The 22,776-nt window shown below is 38.7% G+C and carries 19 protein-coding genes; 6 read left to right on the top strand and 13 right to left on the bottom strand.

All coding sequences use genetic code 11. The features are described from left to right. Positions 1-87: 87 nt before the first annotated feature. The 4 genes from rlmH to fbaA all read right to left on the bottom strand — a co-directional run bounded on the left by rlmH (position 88) and on the right by fbaA (position 2,884). Positions 88-561: a 23S rRNA (pseudouridine(1915)-N(3))-methyltransferase RlmH gene (gene rlmH / locus WH223_RS01625; RefSeq protein WP_340045775.1), complete on the bottom strand. Its 474-nt coding sequence runs from the start codon at positions 559-561 to the stop codon at positions 88-90. 94 nt (positions 562-655) lie between these two features. Beyond that, the gene (locus WH223_RS01620) at positions 656-895 is read right to left on the bottom strand and encodes a hypothetical protein (protein ID WP_340045774.1); all 240 of its coding nucleotides are present in this window, start codon (positions 893-895) and stop codon (positions 656-658) included. 27 nt (positions 896-922) lie between these two features. Beyond that, positions 923-1,645, bottom strand: a complete 723-nt coding sequence (locus tag WH223_RS01615) for a hypothetical protein (protein ID WP_340045773.1) — start codon at positions 1,643-1,645, stop codon at positions 923-925. Positions 1,646-1,804: 159 nt separating this feature from the next. After that, positions 1,805-2,884, bottom strand: a complete 1,080-nt coding sequence (gene fbaA, locus WH223_RS01610; protein WP_340045772.1) for a class II fructose-bisphosphate aldolase — start codon at positions 2,882-2,884, stop codon at positions 1,805-1,807. 260 nt (positions 2,885-3,144) lie between these two features. Here fbaA and WH223_RS01605 point away from each other — a divergent pair, with 260 nt between their 5' ends. From WH223_RS01605 to WH223_RS01590, 4 genes are read left to right on the top strand one after another with little or no spacing between them, the layout of a single operon-like run. Further along, positions 3,145-3,492 (top strand): Spx/MgsR family RNA polymerase-binding regulatory protein, encoded by a 348-nt coding sequence (locus WH223_RS01605; protein ID WP_340045771.1) that lies wholly within the window; start codon positions 3,145-3,147, stop codon positions 3,490-3,492. Position 3,493: 1 nt separating this feature from the next. Beyond that, positions 3,494-5,440: a M1 family metallopeptidase gene (locus tag WH223_RS01600; RefSeq protein WP_340045770.1), complete on the top strand. Its 1,947-nt coding sequence runs from the start codon at positions 3,494-3,496 to the stop codon at positions 5,438-5,440. A 3-nt stretch (positions 5,441-5,443) separates the two neighbouring features. Further along, on the top strand, positions 5,444-6,157 hold the full coding sequence (locus tag WH223_RS01595) for a carboxypeptidase-like regulatory domain-containing protein (RefSeq protein WP_340045769.1): 714 nt from the start codon (positions 5,444-5,446) through the stop codon (positions 6,155-6,157). A 32-nt stretch (positions 6,158-6,189) separates the two neighbouring features. Then, complete coding sequence (locus WH223_RS01590) at positions 6,190-7,674, top strand: amino acid permease (RefSeq protein WP_340045768.1); 1,485 nt, start codon at positions 6,190-6,192, stop codon at positions 7,672-7,674. 87 nt (positions 7,675-7,761) lie between these two features. On the opposite strand, the gene WH223_RS01585 is transcribed toward WH223_RS01590, so the two are convergent. The 4 genes from WH223_RS01585 to thrA all read right to left on the bottom strand — a co-directional run bounded on the left by WH223_RS01585 (position 7,762) and on the right by thrA (position 15,176). Continuing rightward, positions 7,762-10,134, bottom strand: a complete 2,373-nt coding sequence (locus WH223_RS01585) for a hypothetical protein (protein ID WP_340045767.1) — start codon at positions 10,132-10,134, stop codon at positions 7,762-7,764. Positions 10,135-10,401: 267 nt separating this feature from the next. Then, the gene (gene thrC, locus WH223_RS01580) at positions 10,402-11,709 is read right to left on the bottom strand and encodes a threonine synthase (protein ID WP_340045766.1); all 1,308 of its coding nucleotides are present in this window, start codon (positions 11,707-11,709) and stop codon (positions 10,402-10,404) included. A 5-nt stretch (positions 11,710-11,714) separates the two neighbouring features. Further along, complete coding sequence (locus WH223_RS01575; protein WP_340045765.1) at positions 11,715-12,707, bottom strand: homoserine kinase; 993 nt, start codon at positions 12,705-12,707, stop codon at positions 11,715-11,717. Between the two features lie 21 nt (positions 12,708-12,728). Continuing rightward, entirely contained in the window at positions 12,729-15,176 is a 2,448-nt protein-coding gene (gene thrA, locus WH223_RS01570; protein WP_340045764.1) for a bifunctional aspartate kinase/homoserine dehydrogenase I, read from the bottom strand. Positions 15,177-15,630: 454 nt separating this feature from the next. Here thrA and WH223_RS01565 point away from each other — a divergent pair, with 454 nt between their 5' ends. Both WH223_RS01565 and WH223_RS01560 read left to right on the top strand, forming a co-directional pair. Beyond that, a complete protein-coding gene (locus WH223_RS01565; RefSeq protein ID WP_340045763.1) occupies positions 15,631-16,206 on the top strand; it encodes a C40 family peptidase in 576 nt (191 codons plus the stop codon). 148 nt (positions 16,207-16,354) lie between these two features. Further along, on the top strand, positions 16,355-16,870 hold the full coding sequence (locus WH223_RS01560; RefSeq protein ID WP_340045762.1) for a phosphoribosyltransferase family protein: 516 nt from the start codon (positions 16,355-16,357) through the stop codon (positions 16,868-16,870). 34 nt (positions 16,871-16,904) lie between these two features. On the opposite strand, the gene WH223_RS01555 is transcribed toward WH223_RS01560, so the two are convergent. The 5 genes from WH223_RS01555 to WH223_RS01535 all read right to left on the bottom strand — a co-directional run bounded on the left by WH223_RS01555 (position 16,905) and on the right by WH223_RS01535 (position 22,631). Next, positions 16,905-18,338 carry a lytic transglycosylase domain-containing protein gene (locus WH223_RS01555; RefSeq protein ID WP_340045761.1) on the bottom strand — a complete coding sequence of 478 codons (1,434 nt, stop codon included), beginning with the start codon at positions 18,336-18,338 and terminating at the stop codon, positions 16,905-16,907. 159 nt (positions 18,339-18,497) lie between these two features. Further along, a complete protein-coding gene (locus WH223_RS01550) occupies positions 18,498-18,701 on the bottom strand; it encodes a twin-arginine translocase TatA/TatE family subunit (RefSeq protein ID WP_340045760.1) in 204 nt (67 codons plus the stop codon). A 75-nt stretch (positions 18,702-18,776) separates the two neighbouring features. Continuing rightward, entirely contained in the window at positions 18,777-20,051 is a 1,275-nt protein-coding gene (locus WH223_RS01545) for a murein hydrolase activator EnvC family protein (RefSeq protein WP_340045759.1), read from the bottom strand. 98 nt (positions 20,052-20,149) lie between these two features. Next, positions 20,150-20,929 (bottom strand): DUF4292 domain-containing protein, encoded by a 780-nt coding sequence (locus WH223_RS01540; protein WP_340045757.1) that lies wholly within the window; start codon positions 20,927-20,929, stop codon positions 20,150-20,152. Next, positions 20,919-22,631, bottom strand: a complete 1,713-nt coding sequence (locus tag WH223_RS01535; RefSeq protein ID WP_340045756.1) for a tetratricopeptide repeat protein — start codon at positions 22,629-22,631, stop codon at positions 20,919-20,921. Before WH223_RS01535 ends, WH223_RS01540 begins: the two co-directional genes overlap by 11 nt. Positions 22,632-22,776: the final 145 nt, after the last annotated feature.

Raw genomic sequence — 22,776 nt, 5'->3', positions numbered from 1 at the left:
TTAAATTCATTCAAATTCATAAGTACCTCCTTTTCTTAATAAGATGCATAAGGCATCCAATTTACATAAAATAATTTAAAACAGTTGTTATTCATGATGGTAAGGCTCATTGCGCATAATGGTAAATGCCCGATAAAGCTGTTCCACAAAAAACATCCGAATCATCTGATGAGAGAACGTCATCTTAGACAAAGATATTTGCTGACTCGCACGAGCGTAAACTTCTGGGGAGAATCCATAAGGCCCACCGATAACAAATACTAAATGATTTACAGAGCTTACAAGTTTCTGCTCAATAAATTTAGAGAAGTCTAAAGAACGAAATTCTTTACCACGCTCATCCAATAGAATAACAAAATCTAAAGTACTAATCTGTTTTAAAATCAACTCCCCTTCTTTTGTCTTTTGCTGATCCTGACTTAGGTTCTTCACATTTTTAATATCAGGCAACACCAGCATTTCAAAATTTATATAATGCTTTAAGCGCTTCATATAATTTGTAATACCAGTTTGTACAAATCCCTCGTCTGTTTTACCAATACACAGCAATGTAATCTTCATGTTCTCCGTTTCAATCTAAACAGCAAAAATAAAAAACAAATGGGTTATTTTTTCAAAAATAACCCATGTAGCAAAACATAAAACCACGAAGACACTAAATACTTTCAATTTCTACAATGGATAGCTTGGTGATATTAGCAATATCTTCTACAGTCAATCCCCGATTTCTCATTTCATGAATAAAAGAAAAGAATTCTTTCCTAGCCTCTTCTCTTCCTTCTTCTAGACCGATCTCCCTTCCTTCCTCTAAACCGATCTCTCTTCCTTCTTCACGGCCTTCTATCTTACCGACTTTCTTACCTGCGCGTTTTCCTTGTCGAAATCCATTCTCCATCGCGTGTTTTTTTAAAATATAAATAATTTACATTTTAACACCTCCTTCCGTTAATTCATCAAGTATTAAATCAAACCTGCCATTAATCTCCTCATTACTAACATATAAAAAATTTTTCAGAAACACTAAGAATGGCCGCATATCTTGATAGCTATGTTTTTGTCGAAGTAGAGCACGAGCAATAATTAGCCTATCTTCACCTAACTCCATATCAGAAACTTTTCCTTCTTTATAGGCTTTTTGACATGCTAAAACCACTAAAGCAAAAATATTATCCATCTGTAGAAGCTCTAACTCACTATGATACCATATATGGTACGCATGGAATGAAAACCTTAGTTTTGAGAACACTCCTTTCTGCTCATACCGTGTATTTTTCCGCTGACTTTTATCCCCTATAAAAAAAACAACAGTCTCTATTGGCTCTTGGTGCTTATCCATAAAACGGTAATTATATTGCAACAAGCGGAAAGGAAAACCAGCGTGACTTCCCCCTTCAATCTCCGTATGGATTAACATACACTTATCTTGGTTATCCTTTAAATAAACCTTAGCTAACATATCAGCAACACGCTTTCCTTTACTTCGCAGTCGATTAGGTTCTAGCAACAAAAGCTCTTTATCTAGAAAATCTATTTTACGATTAAAATCAAATAACAGATCAGCCTTCGAATGCAAGAATCGTAGAAAATCAGCAAAGTACTTTTCCAGCACTCCTTTTAAAAGCTCATCGTTTTGCTTAGTAAGCATAGGTACTACTAATTGGTTAATACTAAAGATAACGAAATTTCCAACCGTTATCAACAAGTAGCCTTAAAGTCATAGCTCCAAAATTTGACTCAAAAAAAATGGCTCTCCTAAACCGGAGAGCCATTTTCACATGTTATATAAAGGCTGTAAGCCTAATAATTACAATTTATCGTTTGCATCAACTGCATTCAACTCTTGGAAAGCTTGAGTTAAGCGCGCCACGAAAGCTTCTTCACCTTTACGTAACCAAACACGTGGATCGTAGTATTTTTTATTTGGTGAATCAGCACCTTCAGGATTTCCAATTTGTGCTTGTAGGTAATCATGGTTTTTAGCTTCGTAAGCACGAATACCATCCCAGAATGCCCATTGCATATCGGTATCGATATTCATCTTAATTGCTCCGTAAGAGATTGCTTCAGCAATTTCTTCTGGTGTAGAACCAGAACCACCGTGGAATACAAAGTTAACTGGTTTTTCAGCTGTTAAATTGAATTTCTCACGGATATATTCTTGTGAATTATGTAAGATAACAGGTTGTAACTTAACGTTACCTGGTTTATAAACACCATGAACGTTACCGAAAGCTGCAGCAACAGTGAATTGGTCAGAAACCTGAGATAATTCTTCAAAAGCATAAGCAACCTCTTCAGGTTGAGTATACAATTTAGAGCTATCAACGTCAGAGTTATCAACGCCATCTTCTTCACCACCTGTAACACCTAATTCGATTTCAACAGTCATACCTAGTGGCTTCATGCGCTCTAAGTATTTTTTTGAAATAGCAATATTCTCTTCGATAGGCTCTTCAGAAAGATCCAACATGTGTGAAGAAAATAAAGGTTTACCATGTTGAGCAAAAAACTTCTCACCAGCATCCAACAAACCGTCGATCCAAGGTAACAATTTTTTAGCTGCATGATCTGTATGTAAAATCACTGCCACACCGTAATGTTCAGCTAACAAATGTACGTGTTGAGCTGCAGAAACAGCACCCAAAATACATGCTTTTAAACCATCATTATTCAATGTTTTCCCAGCATAAAACTGAGCTCCACCGTTAGACAATTGAATAATTACAGGAGAGTTTACGGCTTTAGCTGTCTCTAAAACAGCGTTAATGGAATTGGTACCAGTAACGTTTACCGCAGGTAATGCAAATTTATGTGCTTTTGCAAGCTCAAAAAGCTCTTGCACTTGACTTCCAGTCAATACACCTTTAAAATCTTTTAGGCTCATTGTTATATATTAAAATATGGATATTTATTTTATTCTCTCTAAAGGTAGTATTTTTCCGCATAGCTCGCAAGACTTAGTGTGAAATATACACTAACAGAAGGTCGTAAAGCTATTCGAAATAAGTAGCATTTACTTAGCATATTTACTAAAAAAACGCACTCATTTTAGCAAAAAAAACAAGAAACTAATCGTACTGTAGACTCGTCAATTTTCAAAGATATTGATATCTTTATCTTCGCATAGCTACAATTTAATTTAATATGTTACATATTTACGGAATCAAAAACTGCAACACGGTCAAGAAAGCGTTAGACTGGTTGTCACTAAAGCAAATCGAATATACTTTTCACGATTATAAAAAAGAACCAGCTACTGACTTACAACTACTTACTTGGGAAAAACAAGTAAATTGGGAAGCATTAGTTAATAAAAAAGGAACAACTTGGCGTAAATTGACCGATGCCGAAAAAGAGGCTGTTATTGATGCTCCATCGGCAAACCAAGCTTTGTTACAGAACAACAGTATGATTAAAAGACCACTTATTGAAACAAAAGAAGGTATCATCTTAGGTTTTGATGAAGCGGAGTACACACAAAAATTAGGTTAAGATGTTGAAAAAATTTATTTACATAGCGCTAGCCAGCTGTTTATTCCAACACCAAGCACAAGCTCAAAGCACTAGCATATATAACTACACAGAGGCATTTGATCCTATTTTCTACACGAAGAATGGATCACCATACCGCTCGGCAAGCGGAAAACCAGGACATGCGTACTGGCAAAATAGAGCTGACTATACCATAAAAGTTAGTTTAGATGACCAAAAAGATTTAGTATCGGGTCAAGTCACCTTGACCTATACAAACAATAGTCCGGATGAGCTGAATTACTTATGGTTTCAACTCGACCAAAATTTATTTCATGAAGACTCCAGAGGTCAAGCGATTCTTCCTTTAGAGCAAAGCCGCTATGGCTCACCAAACAGTGACTTCAAAGGAGGGTATAATCTAAGCAGCATTCAACTTGCTGATGGCCGTAAAGCGACTTACGAAATTATCGATAGCAGAATGCGTGTAGAGCTACCTACCCCATTGGCCGCTGGCGGATCGACCGTTTCCCTTAAAATTGACTATTCCTACACCATTCCCGAATTTGGAGCCGATAGAACAGGTATTTTGCCAAGTAAGAATGGTAAAGTATATACTGTAGCACAATGGTATCCACGTTTATGCGTATACGATGATATCTTAGGATGGAACACCGAACCGTACACTGGCCCTGGAGAGTTTTACTTGGAATATGGTGATTTCAATATTGAGATTACCGCTCCAGCCAACCATATTGTTGTTGCAGGAGGTGAATTGCTTAACCCAGAAGAGGTATGGACGAGCCAGCAATTGGAGCGCTACAGACAAGCATCAAAAAGTGATAAAACTGTTGTCATCCGTTCGGCTCAAGAAGTTACCGCAGCCAACTCCCGTCCCAACAAAACACAACTTACTTGGAAATTTAAATTAAATCAAGCACGCGACTTCGCTTGGGCTTCTTCGTCAGCATTTATTCTTGACGGTGCAAAAATCAACAACCCTAGTGGAAAAACAGCCTTAGCCCTGTCAGCATATCCTGTTGAAAGTAGCGGAGCTAACGCCTGGGATAGATCTACTGAATTTACAAAATCATCTATCGAATATTACAGTAAGAAATGGTTTGAATACCCCTACCCTGTTGCTGTCAATGTCGCATCGAATGTGGGTGGAATGGAATATCCAGGAATTTCTTTCTGCGGCCATAAAGCAAAGGCAGCTGGCCTGTGGGGCGTTACAGATCATGAATTTGGGCACAACTGGTTTCCAATGATTGTAGGAAGTAACGAACGCTTACATGGCTGGATGGATGAAGGCTTTAATAGCTTTATCAACGAATTATCTACTGAAGTATTCAATAAAGGAGAGTTTAGAAAAAATATAGGTAACCGCAACAGCATGGCAGCGGCTTTTAGCAATCCGGCACTTGAACCAATAATGTCTACACCTCAGAATATGAGAGAGCGCAATATCGGTATCTTAGTTTATTATAAACCTGCCGTGGGACTTCGCTTGCTGCGCGACGAAATCATTGGTACCGAAAGGTTCGACCGTGCTTTTCGCACGTATATAGCCAACTGGGCTTATAAGCACCCTACACCAGACGACTTTTTCAGAACGATTGAAAATGAAACCGGCGAAAACTTAGCTTGGTTCTGGAGAGGATGGTTTAAAAATAACTGGGCATTAGATCAAGCGATAACCAATGTTACCTACGATAAATTAGACCCTAAAAACGGGGCTATTATTACGGTTGAAAATTTACAGAAAATGCCAATGCCAGTTGTGGTAGAAGCGACAACGGAGTCTGGTTTAAAAATCAGAAAAAAACTACCTGTTGAGATTTGGCAACGTAACAAAACTTGGTCATTCAAATTAAAAACAACGGAAAAATTAGTCAAAGTAGTTCTTGATCCTGATCAAGTATATCCAGACATCAACCCGACTAATAATACGTGGCAAAAAAATTAAAACATGAAAACAACATCTTCACTATTAAACTTGGGTATATCCCTTCTTATTCTTTTTTTTGCACATAACGTTAACGGTCAAATACAAGACATTAAAGATGTTAATGGTATTGTTTATGAGCTTACCAGTAGTCAGCGTTTAAAAGATGTAAAGGTCAAAAACTTACGTACAAAAGCGCAAACGACCACAGACTCGCAAGGTAACTTCACTATTGAAGGAAAACTAAACGACTACCTTACGTTTACACAAATTGGCTATACAACAGATACCGCTTTTATTTACCAAGGCGGTGTTCAACGGGTCTACATGGTTCGCGACAACAAAAGTATTGTCATCGACGAAGTCGTAGTAAGTCGATTAACGGACAGTAGATTGGTGGCGGAAATTGCACGTGCTAAAAATGAAGGCACAGCAACCGAAGCATCCCAAAATAGAGGGGGCTTGCGTATTTCACCATCACGCTTATTTGGCAAAGATGGTAAATTGGCCCGCAAAAACTTAGCTTTACTAGAAACAGAGCAAAACAACCGTAAGATTGATCGTTTATTTACCGATCAAACAATTTTAGCATTAGTGCCTTTAAACGATGAGGAGCTACCTTTATTTAGAGAGCGTTTCAGACCTACATTAAACTTCATTCAAACGGCGTCGCCTGTAGATGTACGTGCTTATATTTTAGAATCTTACAGTAAATTCAAATCGAAACAAACAAAATAACCTAATACAAACAATAAACTTTACCTTAACCTATGCTTTACAAAAAATCAATACCTCACATTATTAAAGAGAGCAAAGAAAGCGGCGAACATACGCTGAAGCGCACCCTATCCAGCGGAGCGCTAATCTCTTTAGGTGTCGGAGCCATTATTGGTGCCGGCCTATTCTCTCTAACGGGAATCGCAGCAGCAGAGAATGCTGGACCTGCCGTTGTGCTATCTTTCGTTATCGCAGCATTAGCCTGTTCTTTCGCTGGCCTTTGCTATGCGGAATTCGCATCGATGATTCCTGTTGCTGGTAGTGCCTACACATACTCTTACGCCACCATGGGTGAGTTTGTTGCTTGGATTATCGGTTGGGATCTTGTACTGGAATATGCATTAGCCAGTGCTACCGTAGCCGTCAGTTGGGCACAGTATTTCAATCAGCTTCTACAGATTTTCGGCGTACAAATACCGGAACAATTCCTTAAAGGACCTTGGGAAGGTGGTATTGTGAATGTACCAGCCATTGTTATTGTGTGTTTATTATCATTACTATTAATTCGCGGAACAAAAGAATCATCTAGACTGAATAACATTTTAGTAATTCTAAAAGTTAGTGTCGTTATTATCTTCATTGCTTTGGGATGGAGCTTTATTGAATCAGCAAACCACACACCTTTTATCCCGACAAATGAAGGGGAAGAATTGGTTAAAAATGGTGAACTAGGCTTCTGGTCATTCATGGGTAGTGATTATTTCGGTAAATTTGGTATTAGTGGTATTTTGCGTGCTGCAGGTGTTTTATTCTTTGCGTTTGTTGGATTCGATGCCGTAAGTACGGCAGCACAAGAAGCTAAAGACCCTAAAAAAGGGATGCCTATTGGTATCATCGGTTCGCTTGTCGTATGTACAATTTTATACGTACTATTCTCTTATGTTTTGACAGGCTTAGAGCACTACGAAGCTTTCAAAGGAGATGCGAAACCGGTAGCTACAGCTTTCGCAAAAACGGGATATACCTTCCTAAATACAGCATTAATTGTGACCATTATTGCGGGATATACATCTGTAATCTTAGTGATGCTTTTAGGCCAAAGTCGCGTGTTCTACTCGATGAGTAGAGATGGTCTTTTGCCAAAGTTATTTTCTGATTTATCCAAAACGCAAACACCTTGGAAAACGAACCTTATTTTTATGGTTTTCGTTTCTATCTTCGCTGGATTCGTTCCAATTTCTGATTTAGGACATATGGTTAGTATTGGTACTTTGTTCGCCTTTACATTAGTCTGTGTCGGTATTTTGGTATTACGTAAAACGAACCCTGAACTTGAACGACCATTCCGCACACCATTTGTGCCTGTCATTCCAATTTTAGGTATTGTTGTTTGTATACTCCTTATGGTTTCACTTCCTATAGAGAGCTGGGAGCGCTTAGGAATTTGGTTGCTATTAGGTTTAATCATTTACGTTTTCTACAGTAAGAAACATAGTAAAATACGTAAGCTTCACAATAAAGATCAAAATCAAGAATAAAAAAAAGAGGTGTCCAAAATATTTTGGACACCTCTTTTTTTTATTCTTCGCAAACATGATTGTTCTACAACATTTATAGCCCAGCTTTTATTCATATAAGGATTGTTGCAAAGCCGTAAACACAGCTTTTTCATTTGCCATTAAATCTGCAAGAGAGGAAAAGGTATGTGTCTTTATAATCTTACTATCTCGTATTAAAAGGGCTTCAATGGTTCCGTTCTTGTGTGATTTTAGTTGTAATCCTTCGCTAATTTTCCCTGCTTTATCATAACTCACCCGACTTAAAAGATCTTCGTCTTCAAAAGGAAAGGTTAATTTGGTCGTTAATCGACTTTTAGATTCGTGCTCCGCATTACTTACTAAATCAACATAAGAAGTGATGATTTCAGGGGCTGTTTTGCTAGCCATCCGTTGGGCAAAAAGATACAAACCCTGCATAATACCATCACCTCCCCACTCTTGATCCATATAAGCCATACTCATGGAATAGGTCTTTATTTCCTTACCATCCAAATAATAAAAAGTTGCCGATTCAGGATATCCCTCTTTCAGATTTGCAACACCTAAAGAAGGGACCATAATTTGATTTTCTCTATAAACAGTTATGGTAGGTGGATTACTTCCTTTATTGAGGTGTATTTCTACAGGTGATCTAAGCTCGGTTATACGAAGTTCGTTTGCAGCATTACTAAAGGTTATCCTATTGAAATAATGCATCGCGAAAAGATTATATTCCAGTTTTGTTGGTACATGATCTTGATAGTAAATTGTTAAGTAGCTACTTCTGTCGGGTTTTGAATAAACAGGCCCCGATACAGGAACATTATGCTCATAAACCGTCGTGAGGTTGTAATTATAAAAATGATAATCTTCCATTTGTTGAATTGGATCAAAGGAATATTCCTTTATCAAGATGCCATTTTCATAATAAGCTATAATCCGAATATCATCGATAATAGTTTCTGTCTTAAAGAAACCGACAAAAGGTTTTTCATTTCTGTATGTCCCCGTATATACGTCTTGTTTCTGATCTTCAATAATAAAATTAAAATAACTAATATCATGCAATTCATCATTGACGTAGTTACGAAGAACAGCAATATGGTTAAAGTTATCATCCGAAAACTCTTCTTTTCTAATGCAAGACCCCATTTTATAGGTAAGTCTATTATTACCTTCGATTACAACACCATCGATAGGTAAATCATCTTTATAGCTGCAGGTATATTTTAATTCATCATCTTTAAAAACCTTATAGTCTCCATTTTTTAATCCATCGATGGTTTCATATTCATAAATTAGGTCCGTTAATGCGTAATTATGATAAACCTTCTGTGTCCCATGAAGTTTACCACCCCTATAGCTATAGACAAATAGGTTATCCTCGTTGACAAAAAAGGTTCCTTCCCAAGGTAAACCATTTTCATAAGTTCCAACAGCAATAATGGTTTTACCATCGTCGGTTTTAGTTATTTCACGACCTATTTTTCCCCCTTTAGCCAAGGTATATTCAGTAATGTTTACATCATCTTTTATGAATGTACCTTCATACGGCACCCCTTCTTTATAGCTATTCTCCATCAGCAACTTGCCATTGACATCATAAGACTGGGATACACCTTCTTTCTCGTACCCCAAATAACTAATCTTGTCTTTCAGTTCTATAGCCAAGTTATTCCTAGTGTAGTAGTTGCATACAAAATGTTTACCCCTCCCTTTAGATTTATTGATTTCTATATTGTTTAAAAGTTGCCCATTCTTGGCATACAACATCTGATTTATCAATTCTGCACTATAGCCGTCATTGCTGCCATACGCATCCTTTTGTGCCAGATTGCCGTTCTCCCAATAGGTAAGAATACTATATTTCGGAACAGTAGAAGCTCCCGCAGCAGGACTCACCGTCTCTATTATTTGTGGCTGTACAGTGCGTATAGGTTCAGAATCTTGTTCTATATCCAGATCACTATAATAAGACTTGGGTGTTTGTTTGATAAAAGTTCCAGAAAAAGAAGCATAGCCATGAATCTGCCCTTGGGCTATTTCTTTCCCTTTATAAAAAACGGTTATACTTTTTTTCTTGTATTCGTTGTCGTAAGTAATCTTTTGCCATAGCTCGCCATTCGGATAATAGTAGGTAAGCACCTTATTACGGCTAGGATTTACAATCTGTTTTGAGCTTTTATCCAGCCCATTTTCATCATACCAATAAATGTCACCTACATAAACCTCAGGGTTGCTCGCTAAAACGTAACCTTGCATCTGCTGATTACCATTTTTGTAAAAGTCTTGTACAAATAGTAAGTCACCTTCTTTTTTTAATGGGAGCAAGCGATAATATGCATAATTCAAGCTATTACTTTCCTTCCAGTTCGCATCGAAATACAAGGTGTCTTGAGCCTTACTGCGCTGCATAGCCATACAGAGAACTATAGCGGTTAGTACAATTGGTATCTTCATTCTTTCTTTTTGGCTAAAATTAAAGCAAAAAAAATGCCTTAAAAGGCTATTCTTAAAAATTATAGTTTTGAACTACGGTTCGATTTTTACTTGCCATACCTTCTACAGCCATCCGTTACAAAAGATTGAAAAACCAATATTGAATAAAAAGGTAATGAGCCCGATGATGTATCGAGCTCATAATTATAACAAACAACTTAATCTATTTACTTTTTTAACAACACACTATAGAGCTGGTCAATCGAAGAGCGACCGAAGCCAAGATGCTTATTTATTCTTCAACAAATACGCCTTAAACGCGTCATATTCTACAGCTAAAGGTGTAGCCTGCTTTTCTTTGCCTACGCGATCTTTTTCTGCTGAAGGCAATACAACTTCCTTAAAAATCTCTGGAGCTATGGCATCTGGAAATTTACACGGATGAGCGGTAGACAAAAATACAGATGCGTACTCGCCTGGTTGATCTTTTTGAAATTGTCGAGCAGCCAAATAAGCGATAGCCGTGTGCGGACAAGCTACATATTTGTACTTATCATACAACTCCTGCATGCCTTTCACAGTTTCCTCATCAGTATATGAATAGGTAGCAATTAATGTGCGTAGTGCATCTAAATCTTGGTTAAACAATTCTTGTATACGTACCCAATTGCTCGGATCACCAACATCCATGGCGTTTGCTAATGTCTGTACGGAAGGCTTCGCCTGATAATTTCCTGTTTCCATGAAACGAGGAACGGTATCATTTACATTCGTACCAGCAACAAAGTGCTTAACAGGTAATCCCAATTTATAAGCCAACAAGCCAGCGCCAATATTACCGAAATTGCCACTAGGAACAGAGAAAACCACCTCTTTCGTACCTTGTGCCTTTAACTGAGCATAGGCCCAAAAATAATAGAAAGTCTGCGGTATTAGGCGTGCGATATTGATAGAATTTGCCGATGTCAGGCGTAGCTCACTCTTTAATTCAGCATCATTGAAAGCACGTTTTACTAAAGCTTGGCAATCATCAAACGTACCATCTATTTCCAGTGCACGGATATTCTGTCCGTTGGTTGTTAGCTGTTCCTCTTGAATAGAAGAAACCTTTCCCTTCGGATATAAAATAGTAACACGCGTACCTTCAACACCTAAGAAGCCTAATGCTACAGCGCCTCCAGTATCACCAGAGGTGGCTACTAACACATCCAACAAGGCATCGCCCTCTTCGGAGAAATAACCCATAACGCGGCTCATAAAACGAGCTCCAAAATCCTTAAAGGCATAAGATGGGCCATGGAATAATTCCAATACTCCCGTTCCTGCATCTAACAACTTAACAGGAGCCTCAAAATTAATAGCATCCTCGACAATGGCTTTCAAAGCTGTCGCAGGGATAGCATCCCCAATTAAGGCCTGCGCCACGGTAAAGCCAATTTCTTGTAGAGAATATTGTTCTATATTACGGATAAAAGAAGGATCCAAAGCAGGGATATTTTCCGGCATATAAAGTCCTTTATCCGCTGGAAGCGAATTAAAAACAGCTTCCTTAAAGGAGACACGAAGATCTTTATTATTTGTACTGTAAAATTTCATAATAGTTAGTTTAGGACTTTCGGTCCTCCCATATTAACGGAAGACACATATTTTAGACTTTCAATATCGCAGGCATCCAAATGCGCTTGTATTCGTGCCGCAGCACGCTCAGCTACTTCTTTACCTTTAGCGATAGCAACTACCGAAGGGCCAGAACCTGAAATACCAAAGCTCAGTGCACCTTCTTCGAGTGCGATACGTTTCATTTCGTAAAATTCTGGAATAAGGATCGCTCTTGTAGGTTCAATCAACACATCGTGCATGCTACGACTTATTAAATCATAGTCATTCTCATACAAACCGGCAATAAGGCCAGCAATATTTCCCCATTGCGTCACCGCATCCTTTAGCAAGACCTTCTCTTTAATCAGCTGGCGTGCGTCGCGTGTAGGGACGTCTACTTGTGGGAAGACAATACCAGCATACAACTCGCTAGGCACAGGCAAGGAGACAATATCTAAAGGATTATATCCACGAATTAAGGTAATCCCCCCCATTAAGGCTGGCGCTACATTATCAGCGTGACCATGCCCACAGGCTAATCGTTCACCTTCCACACAGAAAGGCATCAGTTCAGCCTTCGTTAGCGGGTTCCCTAATAGTGTATTTATCGCAAACAAACCAGCTACCGTACTTGCCGAGCTTGATCCCAAGCCACTACCAATAGGCATGTGCTTGATAAGCTCAATCTCTACGCCGATATCATCTTGAATACCGAGATGCTGGAGCAACATTTGCACACAAGCACTGACGGTATTGCGGTCGGCATCTAAAGGTAAGCGTCCATCATCACCTTTTATCGAGCGAATGCGTACGCCAGGTTGGTCAACCTTATACATAACCACTTCATCTCCGGGAAAATCAACGGCAAAACCCAAAACGTCAAATCCGCAAATCATATTTGCTACGGTTGCAGGTGCAAAAACGCGGATTTGCTGTAACACTTTTGTAAAATCTATAGACTTCGCTGCCAATGGCTTTTCTACATTCTCTTTCATGAATTCTCTTATCTACTATAATTAAGCACCAACATTCACTAAATCGGCAAATACACCAGCTGCTGTTACTTCGGCACCTGCACCAGGTCCTTTTACCACCAATGGTCTTTCTTTGTAACGCTCCGTCGTAAAGGAAATAATATTATCGCTACCCGACAAAGCGTAGAAAGGATGATTCTCCTCGACCATTTCCAAGGCTATAGATACCTTGCCATCTGTCAGCTTACCGATATAGCGAATTACTTTTTTCTCCGCTTCAGCCTTTTCTTTTAAAGCTGTGAAATAAGCATCAGCCTTCAATAACTCGGTATAGAAATCATCTACTGAACTTGCCGACAGACAAGACTCCGGCAAGATAGCGCCTAAATCTACATCAGTAGGCTCGATTACATTACCTGCATCACGTGCTAAGATTAACATCTTACGCATAAAATCTATACCTCCTAAATCATCACGCGGATCAGGCTCCGTATACCCAAGTTCTTGAGCTTTTTTCACGACATCATAAAAAGAAGCATCGCCCGTAAAGTTATTGAAGATATAAGAAATTGTACCCGAAAGGATAGCTTCAATCTTCACCAAACGGTCACCGCTCAGCATTAAATCTTTCAATACGCGAACAATAGGTAAGCCGGCACCAACATTCGTCTCGTAGAAAAAGTCTACGCCATGTTTACGTGCGGCATCATGTAGGCTTTGATAATCTGCATAAGCACCAGAATTCGCTATTTTATTGCAGGTAACAATAGAGATATTCGATTTAAAGATATCCAAGTAGTAGGTTGCAGGAAGCTTACTTGCAGTGTTATCGATAAATACACAGTTAGGTAAATTCATAGCTTTCATACGGTCAATAAAGCTCGACAAATCTGCTACCTCTCCACTTTCTTCAAGATCTTCAGACCAACGCGACAAGTCAACGCCATCTACATCGAACAACATCTTGCGGGAATTTGATAAACCAACGACCTTAATCTCGACATCGTTATGCGCTAGCAAGAAGTCATGCTGCTCATGAATTTGCTTAAATAGAGTTGTACCAATATTACCAGTTCCTACATTGAATACATATAAGGTCTTTTTCAATTCTGCAAAAAATGCATCATGCACGGCATTTAGGGCTTTTGAAAGGTTCTCCTTACCGATAATCACCGATATGTTAAGCTCTGAAGACCCTTGCGCTATTGCACGCACATTTATACCGTTACGTCCTAGTGCATAGAACAGTTTACCAGACATACCCGGTGTACGTTTCATATTTTCGCCAACGATAGCTAATACCGAAAGGTTATCTTCAACAGTTGGCATCTGCAATTTATTGGCTTCTAACTCCAATTCAAACTCCGTTTTTATTAAAGCTAATGCTTTTACGGCATCGTCTGGGTTGATAGCAAAAGTAATGCTATGCTCAGAAGACGATTGGGTAATTAATACCACATTAATCTGTTCGCGAGCTAGTAACGTAAACAAACGACCACTAAATCCCGATTTACCAATCATTCCACTACCAGAAAGATTAATCACCGAGATATCTGAAATTGACGATATGCCCTTGATTGGAAAAGAAGAGCTACCACTTTCAAACTGGATAACGGTACCTGAAAACTCAGGCTGAAAGGTATTACGTATAACGATTGGAATCTTTTTCAAGAAAGCTGGAATCATCGTTGGTGGATAAATCACCTTGGCGCCAAAGTAAGAAAGCTCCATCGCTTCGGTATAAGAAAGCACAGGTAAAGAAAATGCTTTCTTAACAATACGCGGATCCGCTGTCAACATACCGTTTACATCGGTCCATATCTCAATAGCAGAAGCATTTAGCACCGATCCAAAAATTGCCGCTGTATAATCCGAACCACCTCTACCTAACGTAGTAATACGCCCTTTATCGTTAGACCCGATAAAGCCCGTTACAAACAACAGCTTGTCACTGTGTGTGTACGAAAGAGCTTGGATAAGCTGCTGCGTTAGCTCTTCATTAACCTGGGCATGGCCAAAATTATTATCCGTTTTGATATAATGTGAAGCATCGAGAAATTCAGCTTGTGGCACATCCTGCTCTAATATCTTCGCTACCATATAATTGGACAAGCGCTCGCCAAAAGAAACAATAAGATCTTTACTTTGTGCACTCAACTCTTTAAGCGCACTAACACCTTGTAAGATTTCGTCCAACTCATTGATAAGTAATTTAAGCTTGGTCAACACTGGATTTTGATATTTAACCGCAATGAGGCTTTTCACTACTTGAAAGTGACGTTCTTCTAGCGTTTTAATATCAGCCTCAAAAGGAATCCTTGCTGCTGCATTTTCAGCCATGGCCGTCAACAAATTCGTTACCCCCGACATAGCCGACAAAACGACTAAGGGTTGCTCACCTTGATCAAAAGACTGTTTCACAATCGCTAACACACTTTTGATACTGTCGATAGTACCGACCGAAGTCCCTCCAAACTTAAGTACTTTCATTTTTTGTTATTTAGTTTTAAAATAGTTTAGCACAAAAAAAGCCTTCCGTTATGAGGAAGGCTCTATTATCATCTGTACACTTTTTTATACAATAGAATTACTTCCTCCGTTGTTTTATCCCGGTGGTAATAATAATCGTTGTAATAATAGTGCTATTTGACATCATATTTTGTAAATCGATTTAAAGGTAAGATATAATTTTTAGAAAATTCAAATATTTTTTATTTTTTATTGAAAATTTAACAAAACACCTCTTACCCGTATCAACAAGTTAGTAATTTATGCGGTCGAAAAAGTAGCGCATTCGCTACAGCGTAATTTGTTAAAAAGCGTTAAAACTATGTTAAATAAATATCACTTTCCTTGGAATCCCAATACATATATGTTACCTTCGTTTCTGTCGTTGTAGCAAATATTGGACAATGATTAAAAAAGTTGTAATTAAAGCGAACAAATGAAAACAAAGAAATTAGTAGCAGGCATGCTATTCATGGGCTTATGTCTAATCTCGCAGGCACAAACCAAAAAAACAACTTCCTCTGATCCGGATAATTTAGCAAAAGAATACTTTTCACAAATAATGGGCGTTGCAAACAACGCGATGACCAATACCAAACTTTATCAATTTGTCTACGAATGGTTAGGAACTCCTTACCGATTAGGCGGTGATTCTAAGCGTGGTATCGATTGTTCAAAGTTCTCTTTAGCGGTTTATGAGAATGTTTTTAACACTACCATTGGCTACAACAGTAGAAATCAATACGCTAATGTAAAACCTATCCGCAAAAACGAGCTTCAACCAGGAGACCTTGTATTTTTCAAAATCCGTAGTAAACAAATTACACATGTTGGTGTTTATTTAGGCGACGATAAATTTGCACATGCAGCTTCTAGCCGTGGTGTAATGATCAGCAACCTAAACGAAGCATACTGGCAGCGTTATTACTACAACGGTGGACGTCCAACGGATGATGCTTCACAAACGATGACAGCGAATCTACCATCAGAAAATGATAAAAACTTAAACTAAGTTTTAACATATATAAAAAAGGCTTGAAGAAAACTTCAAGCCTTTTTTTGTGGAAAAAATTTAAAGCAATTTACAGGCTCATGTTTTCACCTTTTACCTGTTTTTCATTAAAAGATTTGTTATTTTTACCTTCATAAAATTCAATGCTATGTCCAATAAGAGAACGTTAGTTTTAGATAAAAATCAAATCCGTCAGAAGTCTATCCGCATTGCTTACCAAATATTGGAAGACAATTTTGAGGAAGACGCTATTGTCTTAGTTGGTATTGCCGATCGCGGTTATATTTTTGCACAAAGACTACAGCAGATTTTACAAGAAATCGCGCCAACAAAAACGTTCGATATTATTAAGATAACAATTGAGAAGACAAAACGTAGCTTAGAGGCAAAGACCGATGTGGCTATTGAAACGGCAAAAGACAAAGTTATTATCTTGATTGACGACGTATTAAATAGTGGACGTACCTTAGCTTATGGCTTAGGTTTGTTTCTAGATATTCCCCTTAAGAAAATGCGCACAGCAGTATTGATTGATCGCTCGCATCATCAATTCCCGATATTTAGTGATTATTATGGATTAAAGCTCTCTACAATTCTGAAAGAACATGTAGAAGTAGAGCTTGAAGAATTCGATAATACAGAAGATGCTGCTTGGTTATCCTAAGCAGCATCTCTCCTTTTATCTTTTCACCCTTTGTTTACAGGGTTCTCACTTTCAGTTTTTGACCTATCTGTAAAGTCGCTCCTTTGATATTATTATCACTCTTTAACTGTGCGACCGTACTTCCATTATATTTATTAGCAATATCCGATAAGGTATCCCCCTTACGGACGGTATGATTTTGGTAACGAGGGCCGCTCGCCTTTTTTGCTGGAGCATTAGCCAGTCGTGCAGACTCTTCCTTTTGAACAATTAGCGATCGTCCGAGTATATTACTTTTAGCCGTTAATCCATTCCAAGCACGTAAATTCTGTACCGACACACCAAACTTAGCAGCAACGGTAGAAATTGTTTCACCAGACCTTACTTTGTAACGACCAGAAGACGACGAAGTACGCGCTCCCTTTTCTACATGGGCATAGTTTGCCGCAGAAAGGACATCCGGGTTGTTCAAAGCCGCATAAAGTAAACTGTCACTACGGTTGCTCGTTTGTGGCAATAGCAGACGGCGAGGCTTATCTAAACTGGCATTTACGATGGTTGACTTATAGGAAGGATTGAAGCGCTTTAACTCTTCTAGAGAGAGGTTGACGGCTTCCGCAACTTGCCTTAGGTCGACATTCTTATCCAACATTAAGCTCTTCACACTCCAGTCCATCCCTACGTTTGATTGTCCAATACCATATTCCTTAGCATACTTTAGCGCATAGGTCATGGCAATATACTTAGGAATGTAGTTTTGTGTTTCTGTCGGTAAAAAGGGTGCTAATTCCCAAAAAGAAGGACGCTCAAAGCCCGAACGTTGTATCGCGCGGCGCACAGCACCACGACCACAGTTATAGGAAGCAAGGGCTAAAAGCCAATCATCAAACTCCGCATAAGCATCCGAGAAATAACGACATGCAGCATAACAAGCTGCATAAGGGTCTTTACGTTCATCGACATTGCTATCCATCGTTAAATCATACCCCTTCGCCGTTCCATACATAAATTGCCATAATCCAACAGCTCCCGAAGTGGATACCAAATGAGGATCCAGCGAAGACTCTACCACGGCAAGGTATTTTACCTCATCAGGCAGGCTGTTTTCAGCGATAATAGATTCGAAGATGGGGAAATAATGATGTGCAAGACCTTGCAACTTACTCATATAAGGATTGTAATTCGACGAAATATACTTATCCAAGTAAAACTTAATCTTATCGTTATAGACTAAGGGAATTGTTCGTTGAATCTGTCGCATTCGCATGTTAATCAGCGAATCTTCATCCATTTGAGCCTCTGCTTCCGCAGACCACTTTTTTAAGGAATCTAATCCTGCAACGATTCCTCTTTTTTGATCAGACACAGCTTCTGAGAGAAAAGATATACTCTCTTCCTCTGCTGTACGGACCATCATTTCCTGCGCATAAACATGCGATAACAAACTAATTGCAGAAAGAGAAAAGACCCGCAAATAAAATTTCTTCATAAGTTTTAAGGGTATGAATGATGTTCTATTTAGGTTTACAATATGCCATACACTCCTAATTAAACGCCTAAAAAAGGATTTTGGTATGTATGCCTTAAAATCAAAAAGTTTCATCCCAAATCTGTGATGAAACTTTTTGTTAATCTTTACAACAACTATTTAGTTTTGGTTATTGTTGCTATTTGTTGTGTTTTTATTATCTTCTGAAGGATCTTCTTTCTGTCCATCCTTGAATTCTTTAACACCACGACCTAAACCGCGCATCAATTCTGGAATCTTTTTTCCTCCGAATAACAACAACACTAAAATAACGATTACAAGAATCTCTTGTGTTCCGATAAATAATAATCCCGATGTATACATAATTTTAATTTCTTACAAGCCTCCTCAACGAAGGTATTCCACAAATATATAAATTCTACTTCTAAATCTCTGTAACTATTTTGCTAACCAGGAAGATGGGTTCATTGCCGTCTGTCCTTGGAACACACCAAAGTTAACCACAGAGTAGCCTGCATCAGGGTCTGTATCTGCCGTTCCTACCTGCTGTCCGCGTGTCACTTTTTGTCCACGACTTACAGACAAACTTTTCAGGTTGGCGTATGACGTAAAATACTCACCGTGCTTGATAACAACCACACTACCGATCACCTGCACCACTTCACCTTCAAACACCGCTTTCACTGCTGCATTATTTCCGGTACGGATAGCAACATCCGTGTTATCGACACCTACAGAACGTTCAACACGCTCAAATCCAAATCCACGAACAATATCACCTTGCGCCACTGGCCATGGTAGGCGTCCACGGTTAGATTTAAAGTCGGCCGACAAGCGCGCTGCCTCTGGTGTAGAGCGTAAAATCTCACTATCAGACTTTCGTGGCGTTGTTTTTTCAACTTCGGCTACTGTCTTTCCGGTACGCTTAGCCTCTACTTCTGCTGCTTTACGGCGTTCTTCTTCCGCTTTACGTCTCACCTCCTCAATCTCACGGCGAATAGCTGCATTAATCATGGCATCAATACGTTTCTTCTCTTGCTGTTTGTTTGTTAACTGCCCTTTATAGCTAGACTCTTCCTTACGCAGTTGGCTTAACTCATTTGCATGCGAAGCCCTATCTTTAGCAATGATGCTACGCTCTTGTTGCTGCTCTTGTAGTAATTTATTTTGGGTCTGTTTATCACGCTCTAATTGGGCTATTTTAAGCTCGATTTGTTTTTTCGTTTCATCGATTTCAGCACCTTTGATTTTCCTTGCATCAGAAAACTGCTGTAAATATTTCACACGCTTGAACGCCTGATTAAAATCTTTAGAAGCAAAAATAAACATCAGCTTATTGTAACCACTTTTATTACGAAAAGCGAACATAATCATCTTTTCATAATCTTGACGCATTTTCTCAAGCTCGGCTTTCAGTCCATCTACAACTTTAGTATTCGACTGAATATTACCATTAATCAAACGCAACTCGGCGTTGATGGTCGTGATTTTACTTTCCCGTAAATCCAACTGTCGACTAAGCGCATTAACCTCTTGCTGAGAGAGAATTTTCTCTTGCGTTTTCGCTCTTAATATCTTTGTTATTTCAGCAATCTCAACATCGATCTTTTCACGTTGTTTTTTAAGCTCGGCACTACTCTGTTGGGCAAAAGCCGCAGGCAGGTAGCAACAAACCATAAAAGAGAAACTAAATAATATTTTTTTAAAATTCATGAACCGTCTTTGTCTTTCTATCGGCTTAAACTAAGTCAACAAAAATAAGTATATACCAAGTATGAAGCTAACTATTTTATTTTTTTCTTCCGCAAAGGCTACTCAACTTCCTTATAACGAGCAGGAATAGTAAACGGAAGTTCTACTTTTTCATTAAACTCTACCTTATTAAAATCCATTTGTGATTTCAAGGTAAAGTCATCTCCTGCCATGTTTAACGTTATACGTAGCGGAAAATTGTATCCAGCCGTTTTATTGTAGTTGCTGTAATAAGCTTCCATGCTCTGATTTGCACCAATCCGTTGCAGCGAAAGATTGAAGGGGCGGTTATCTTTATTAATACGATACTTATAAGACAACTCGTCTTTAATACCTACAACAAGAAACTCATCCTCCGCACTAGCCACCTGCACCATATCGGTACGTAACAACACAGGAGAAACATTGGCTAACAATAAATCTTGCAACATCGGGAAGGTAATACCTTTATTTGTATACTTATGTACATAGTCAAAAGGCTTAGAAATATACTCGCCTTGAAGCTTATTCAAAATCTTAATACTATCCGGCGTGATTAAAACGCGTGCAACCTCTACACCAAGCATAGCAGTCACCGATACCCAAATGGATTTATCACGCTCCATGCGCAAGTTTAATGTTACATCTTGAGCACCATCGCGCAACTCAATGCGTGTTTTCGCTCGTCCGGAGAAAGTATGAAAATCCAAATTGGATAACTCAAAGCTTTTAATTTCCGATGCATGTGCAGAGACAACATCAACTGGCGCTCCTTTATCCGGAATAACAATCTTCTGCTTTGTCTTACAGCCAGCAGCCAATAGCACGATCAACAACAACGGTCCTAACCTACTCCACATAACTTTTATTCGCTATTTTTGTCTTTAATTTTGTTAACTCAGCTTCGCTCAAATCGCCCAGCGCTAATGCTTTCTCCCACTGCTTGAGTGCTTCCTTTACATTGCCCGCCTTAAACAAAATATCACCATAATGAGCATGGTACAAACCCGTCTGACGACCCGTACCCATAGCTTTCTGAATCCATGTTAATGCCTCAGCATAATTTCCTTGTTTAAACAAAATCCATGCGTAAGTATCTTGATAAGCGGCATTCCCTGGTTCTAAGACATTTGATGTTTTAGAAATCGATGCTGCATGCTCTAGCTTCTCATTACGCTCAGAAAGGTAGTAAGCATAATTATTCATCGCATTAGCATTTGTGCTATCCAATTTTATAGCTTCATCATAAGCAACGTCAGAGATATCAACTAGATTTAGTTTATGATATAAATCGCCTAAGCTCGTATAGATTAAAGACTGTAAATAAGGGATATCTTCACTACTATTATCAAGCGCTGACTCCAACATCTTACGTGCGTTTGCCGTATCATCTTTCACTTGATAGGCTAATCCAGTAAAATACATAAGCGTTGCATTATTCGGATTAGCTGCCATAGCTTCAAATCCATGTGCAATAGCATCATCTGGAAGATTCAACGCTAAGTCAACATTCATCAACATACGCCATGCGTCGATATGCCCTTTATTCATGCTTATAGCCGTTAAAAATAAAGAGCGAGCCTCTTGCAAGTTTCCACGACGCCAGCTCACCTCCGCTTTCGCGACATGGCTATCGGCAACACGTGGATAACGAAGTACAAGGATATTCGCTAACTCTTGCACTTGTCCTAGTTCTAAAGAAGTCTTCCCGCCCAAAGCAGCCATCATCACTCTATACTTCTCCGTGAAATCTACATCAGGAGCATCAAAGGCTTTCTTTAAAGCTTCAAAAGCTTGTTTATTCTTCTTGCTCGAGGTATAAGCATCCGCTAAATCGAGGTACAGTAAATTGTCGGAACAGTTGGCAACACCTTTCTCTAATACTTGAACGGCAGCTTTTACATTTTTGCGATCAAGATAGATATAACCAATTGTACTGTAAATCTGTCTGATTTTGGATCCTTTAGAAACCCATGGAAGCAACAGCTTCTCGGCTTCATCACCACGCTTAAGATCAACAAGAATTTCTCCTTTTATAGCATCCAACGTATCGGAAACACCAAATTTAGTTACGGCCTCATCATATAAGGACAGTGCTTCATCCGAACGCTTACCATTATGAAGTAGCATTATTTTTTCGCGGTACAGCACTTCATTCTCTGGGAAGCGTGATAAAACAGTATCTATAGTCTCTAAAGCACCATTCAAATCACGGTTTCCTTTATAAAGCTCCAACAGATAATTTGCATACAACAAATTACCAGGTTCTATAGTAAAGGCCTGCTTGGCTAAAGGAATAGCAATTTCAAAATTGCGTGCTTGCCCAAAGAGCAAGGCTTTAGCATAATAAGCTTCCGGCCCTGCGGGATATTTAGCAATCAATTCGTCCAAACTTGCCAACGCGCCACCAAAATCACCTGTACGAAGTTTTGCTTCTATTAAAATCAAATCCTCCTTGTAGGGTTTATCCACTGTTGTTTGCTGCGCTGTTACCACACGCGGAGACAGCATAGCTAAGAAAACAACCAGACTAACCCACACTACCCGTTTATCTATTTTCATTAATCTTCTACTTAAACTCAAAATATACATATTGTTAAAGATGGCAAAAAAAAGCAATAGTTTGCTTATCGTAGTCTTAAAACATGTTAAAAAAACAAAAAGTCAAATAGCTTTCTTATTTTCAAATAATTATCGTACTTTTGCA

Source organism: Sphingobacterium sp. MYb382 (assembly GCF_037572665.1).
In the GTDB taxonomy this organism is placed as follows: Bacteria; Bacteroidota; Bacteroidia; order Sphingobacteriales; family Sphingobacteriaceae; genus Sphingobacterium.
This window is presented reverse-complemented; position numbering and strand designations above follow the sequence as displayed.

Coding starts and splice junctions, on each gene's coding strand:
- rlmH (WP_340045775.1), bottom strand. CDS start 561: ATGAAGATTACATTGCTGTGTATTGGTAAAACAGACGAGGGATTTGTA.
- WH223_RS01620 (WP_340045774.1), bottom strand. CDS start 895: ATGGAGAATGGATTTCGACAAGGAAAACGCGCAGGTAAGAAAGTCGGT.
- WH223_RS01615 (WP_340045773.1), bottom strand. CDS start 1,645: ATGCTTACTAAGCAAAACGATGAGCTTTTAAAAGGAGTGCTGGAAAAG.
- fbaA (WP_340045772.1), bottom strand. CDS start 2,884: ATGAGCCTAAAAGATTTTAAAGGTGTATTGACTGGAAGTCAAGTGCAA.
- WH223_RS01605 (WP_340045771.1), top strand. CDS start 3,145: ATGTTACATATTTACGGAATCAAAAACTGCAACACGGTCAAGAAAGCG.
- WH223_RS01600 (WP_340045770.1), top strand. CDS start 3,494: ATGTTGAAAAAATTTATTTACATAGCGCTAGCCAGCTGTTTATTCCAA.
- WH223_RS01595 (WP_340045769.1), top strand. CDS start 5,444: ATGAAAACAACATCTTCACTATTAAACTTGGGTATATCCCTTCTTATT.
- WH223_RS01590 (WP_340045768.1), top strand. CDS start 6,190: ATGCTTTACAAAAAATCAATACCTCACATTATTAAAGAGAGCAAAGAA.
- WH223_RS01585 (WP_340045767.1), bottom strand. CDS start 10,134: ATGAAGATACCAATTGTACTAACCGCTATAGTTCTCTGTATGGCTATG.
- thrC (WP_340045766.1), bottom strand. CDS start 11,709: ATGAAATTTTACAGTACAAATAATAAAGATCTTCGTGTCTCCTTTAAG.
- WH223_RS01575 (WP_340045765.1), bottom strand. CDS start 12,707: ATGAAAGAGAATGTAGAAAAGCCATTGGCAGCGAAGTCTATAGATTTT.
- thrA (WP_340045764.1), bottom strand. CDS start 15,176: ATGAAAGTACTTAAGTTTGGAGGGACTTCGGTCGGTACTATCGACAGT.
- WH223_RS01565 (WP_340045763.1), top strand. CDS start 15,631: ATGAAAACAAAGAAATTAGTAGCAGGCATGCTATTCATGGGCTTATGT.
- WH223_RS01560 (WP_340045762.1), top strand. CDS start 16,355: ATGTCCAATAAGAGAACGTTAGTTTTAGATAAAAATCAAATCCGTCAG.
- WH223_RS01555 (WP_340045761.1), bottom strand. CDS start 18,338: ATGAAGAAATTTTATTTGCGGGTCTTTTCTCTTTCTGCAATTAGTTTG.
- WH223_RS01550 (WP_340045760.1), bottom strand. CDS start 18,701: ATGTATACATCGGGATTATTATTTATCGGAACACAAGAGATTCTTGTA.
- WH223_RS01545 (WP_340045759.1), bottom strand. CDS start 20,051: ATGAATTTTAAAAAAATATTATTTAGTTTCTCTTTTATGGTTTGTTGC.
- WH223_RS01540 (WP_340045757.1), bottom strand. CDS start 20,929: ATGTGGAGTAGGTTAGGACCGTTGTTGTTGATCGTGCTATTGGCTGCT.
- WH223_RS01535 (WP_340045756.1), bottom strand. CDS start 22,631: ATGAAAATAGATAAACGGGTAGTGTGGGTTAGTCTGGTTGTTTTCTTA.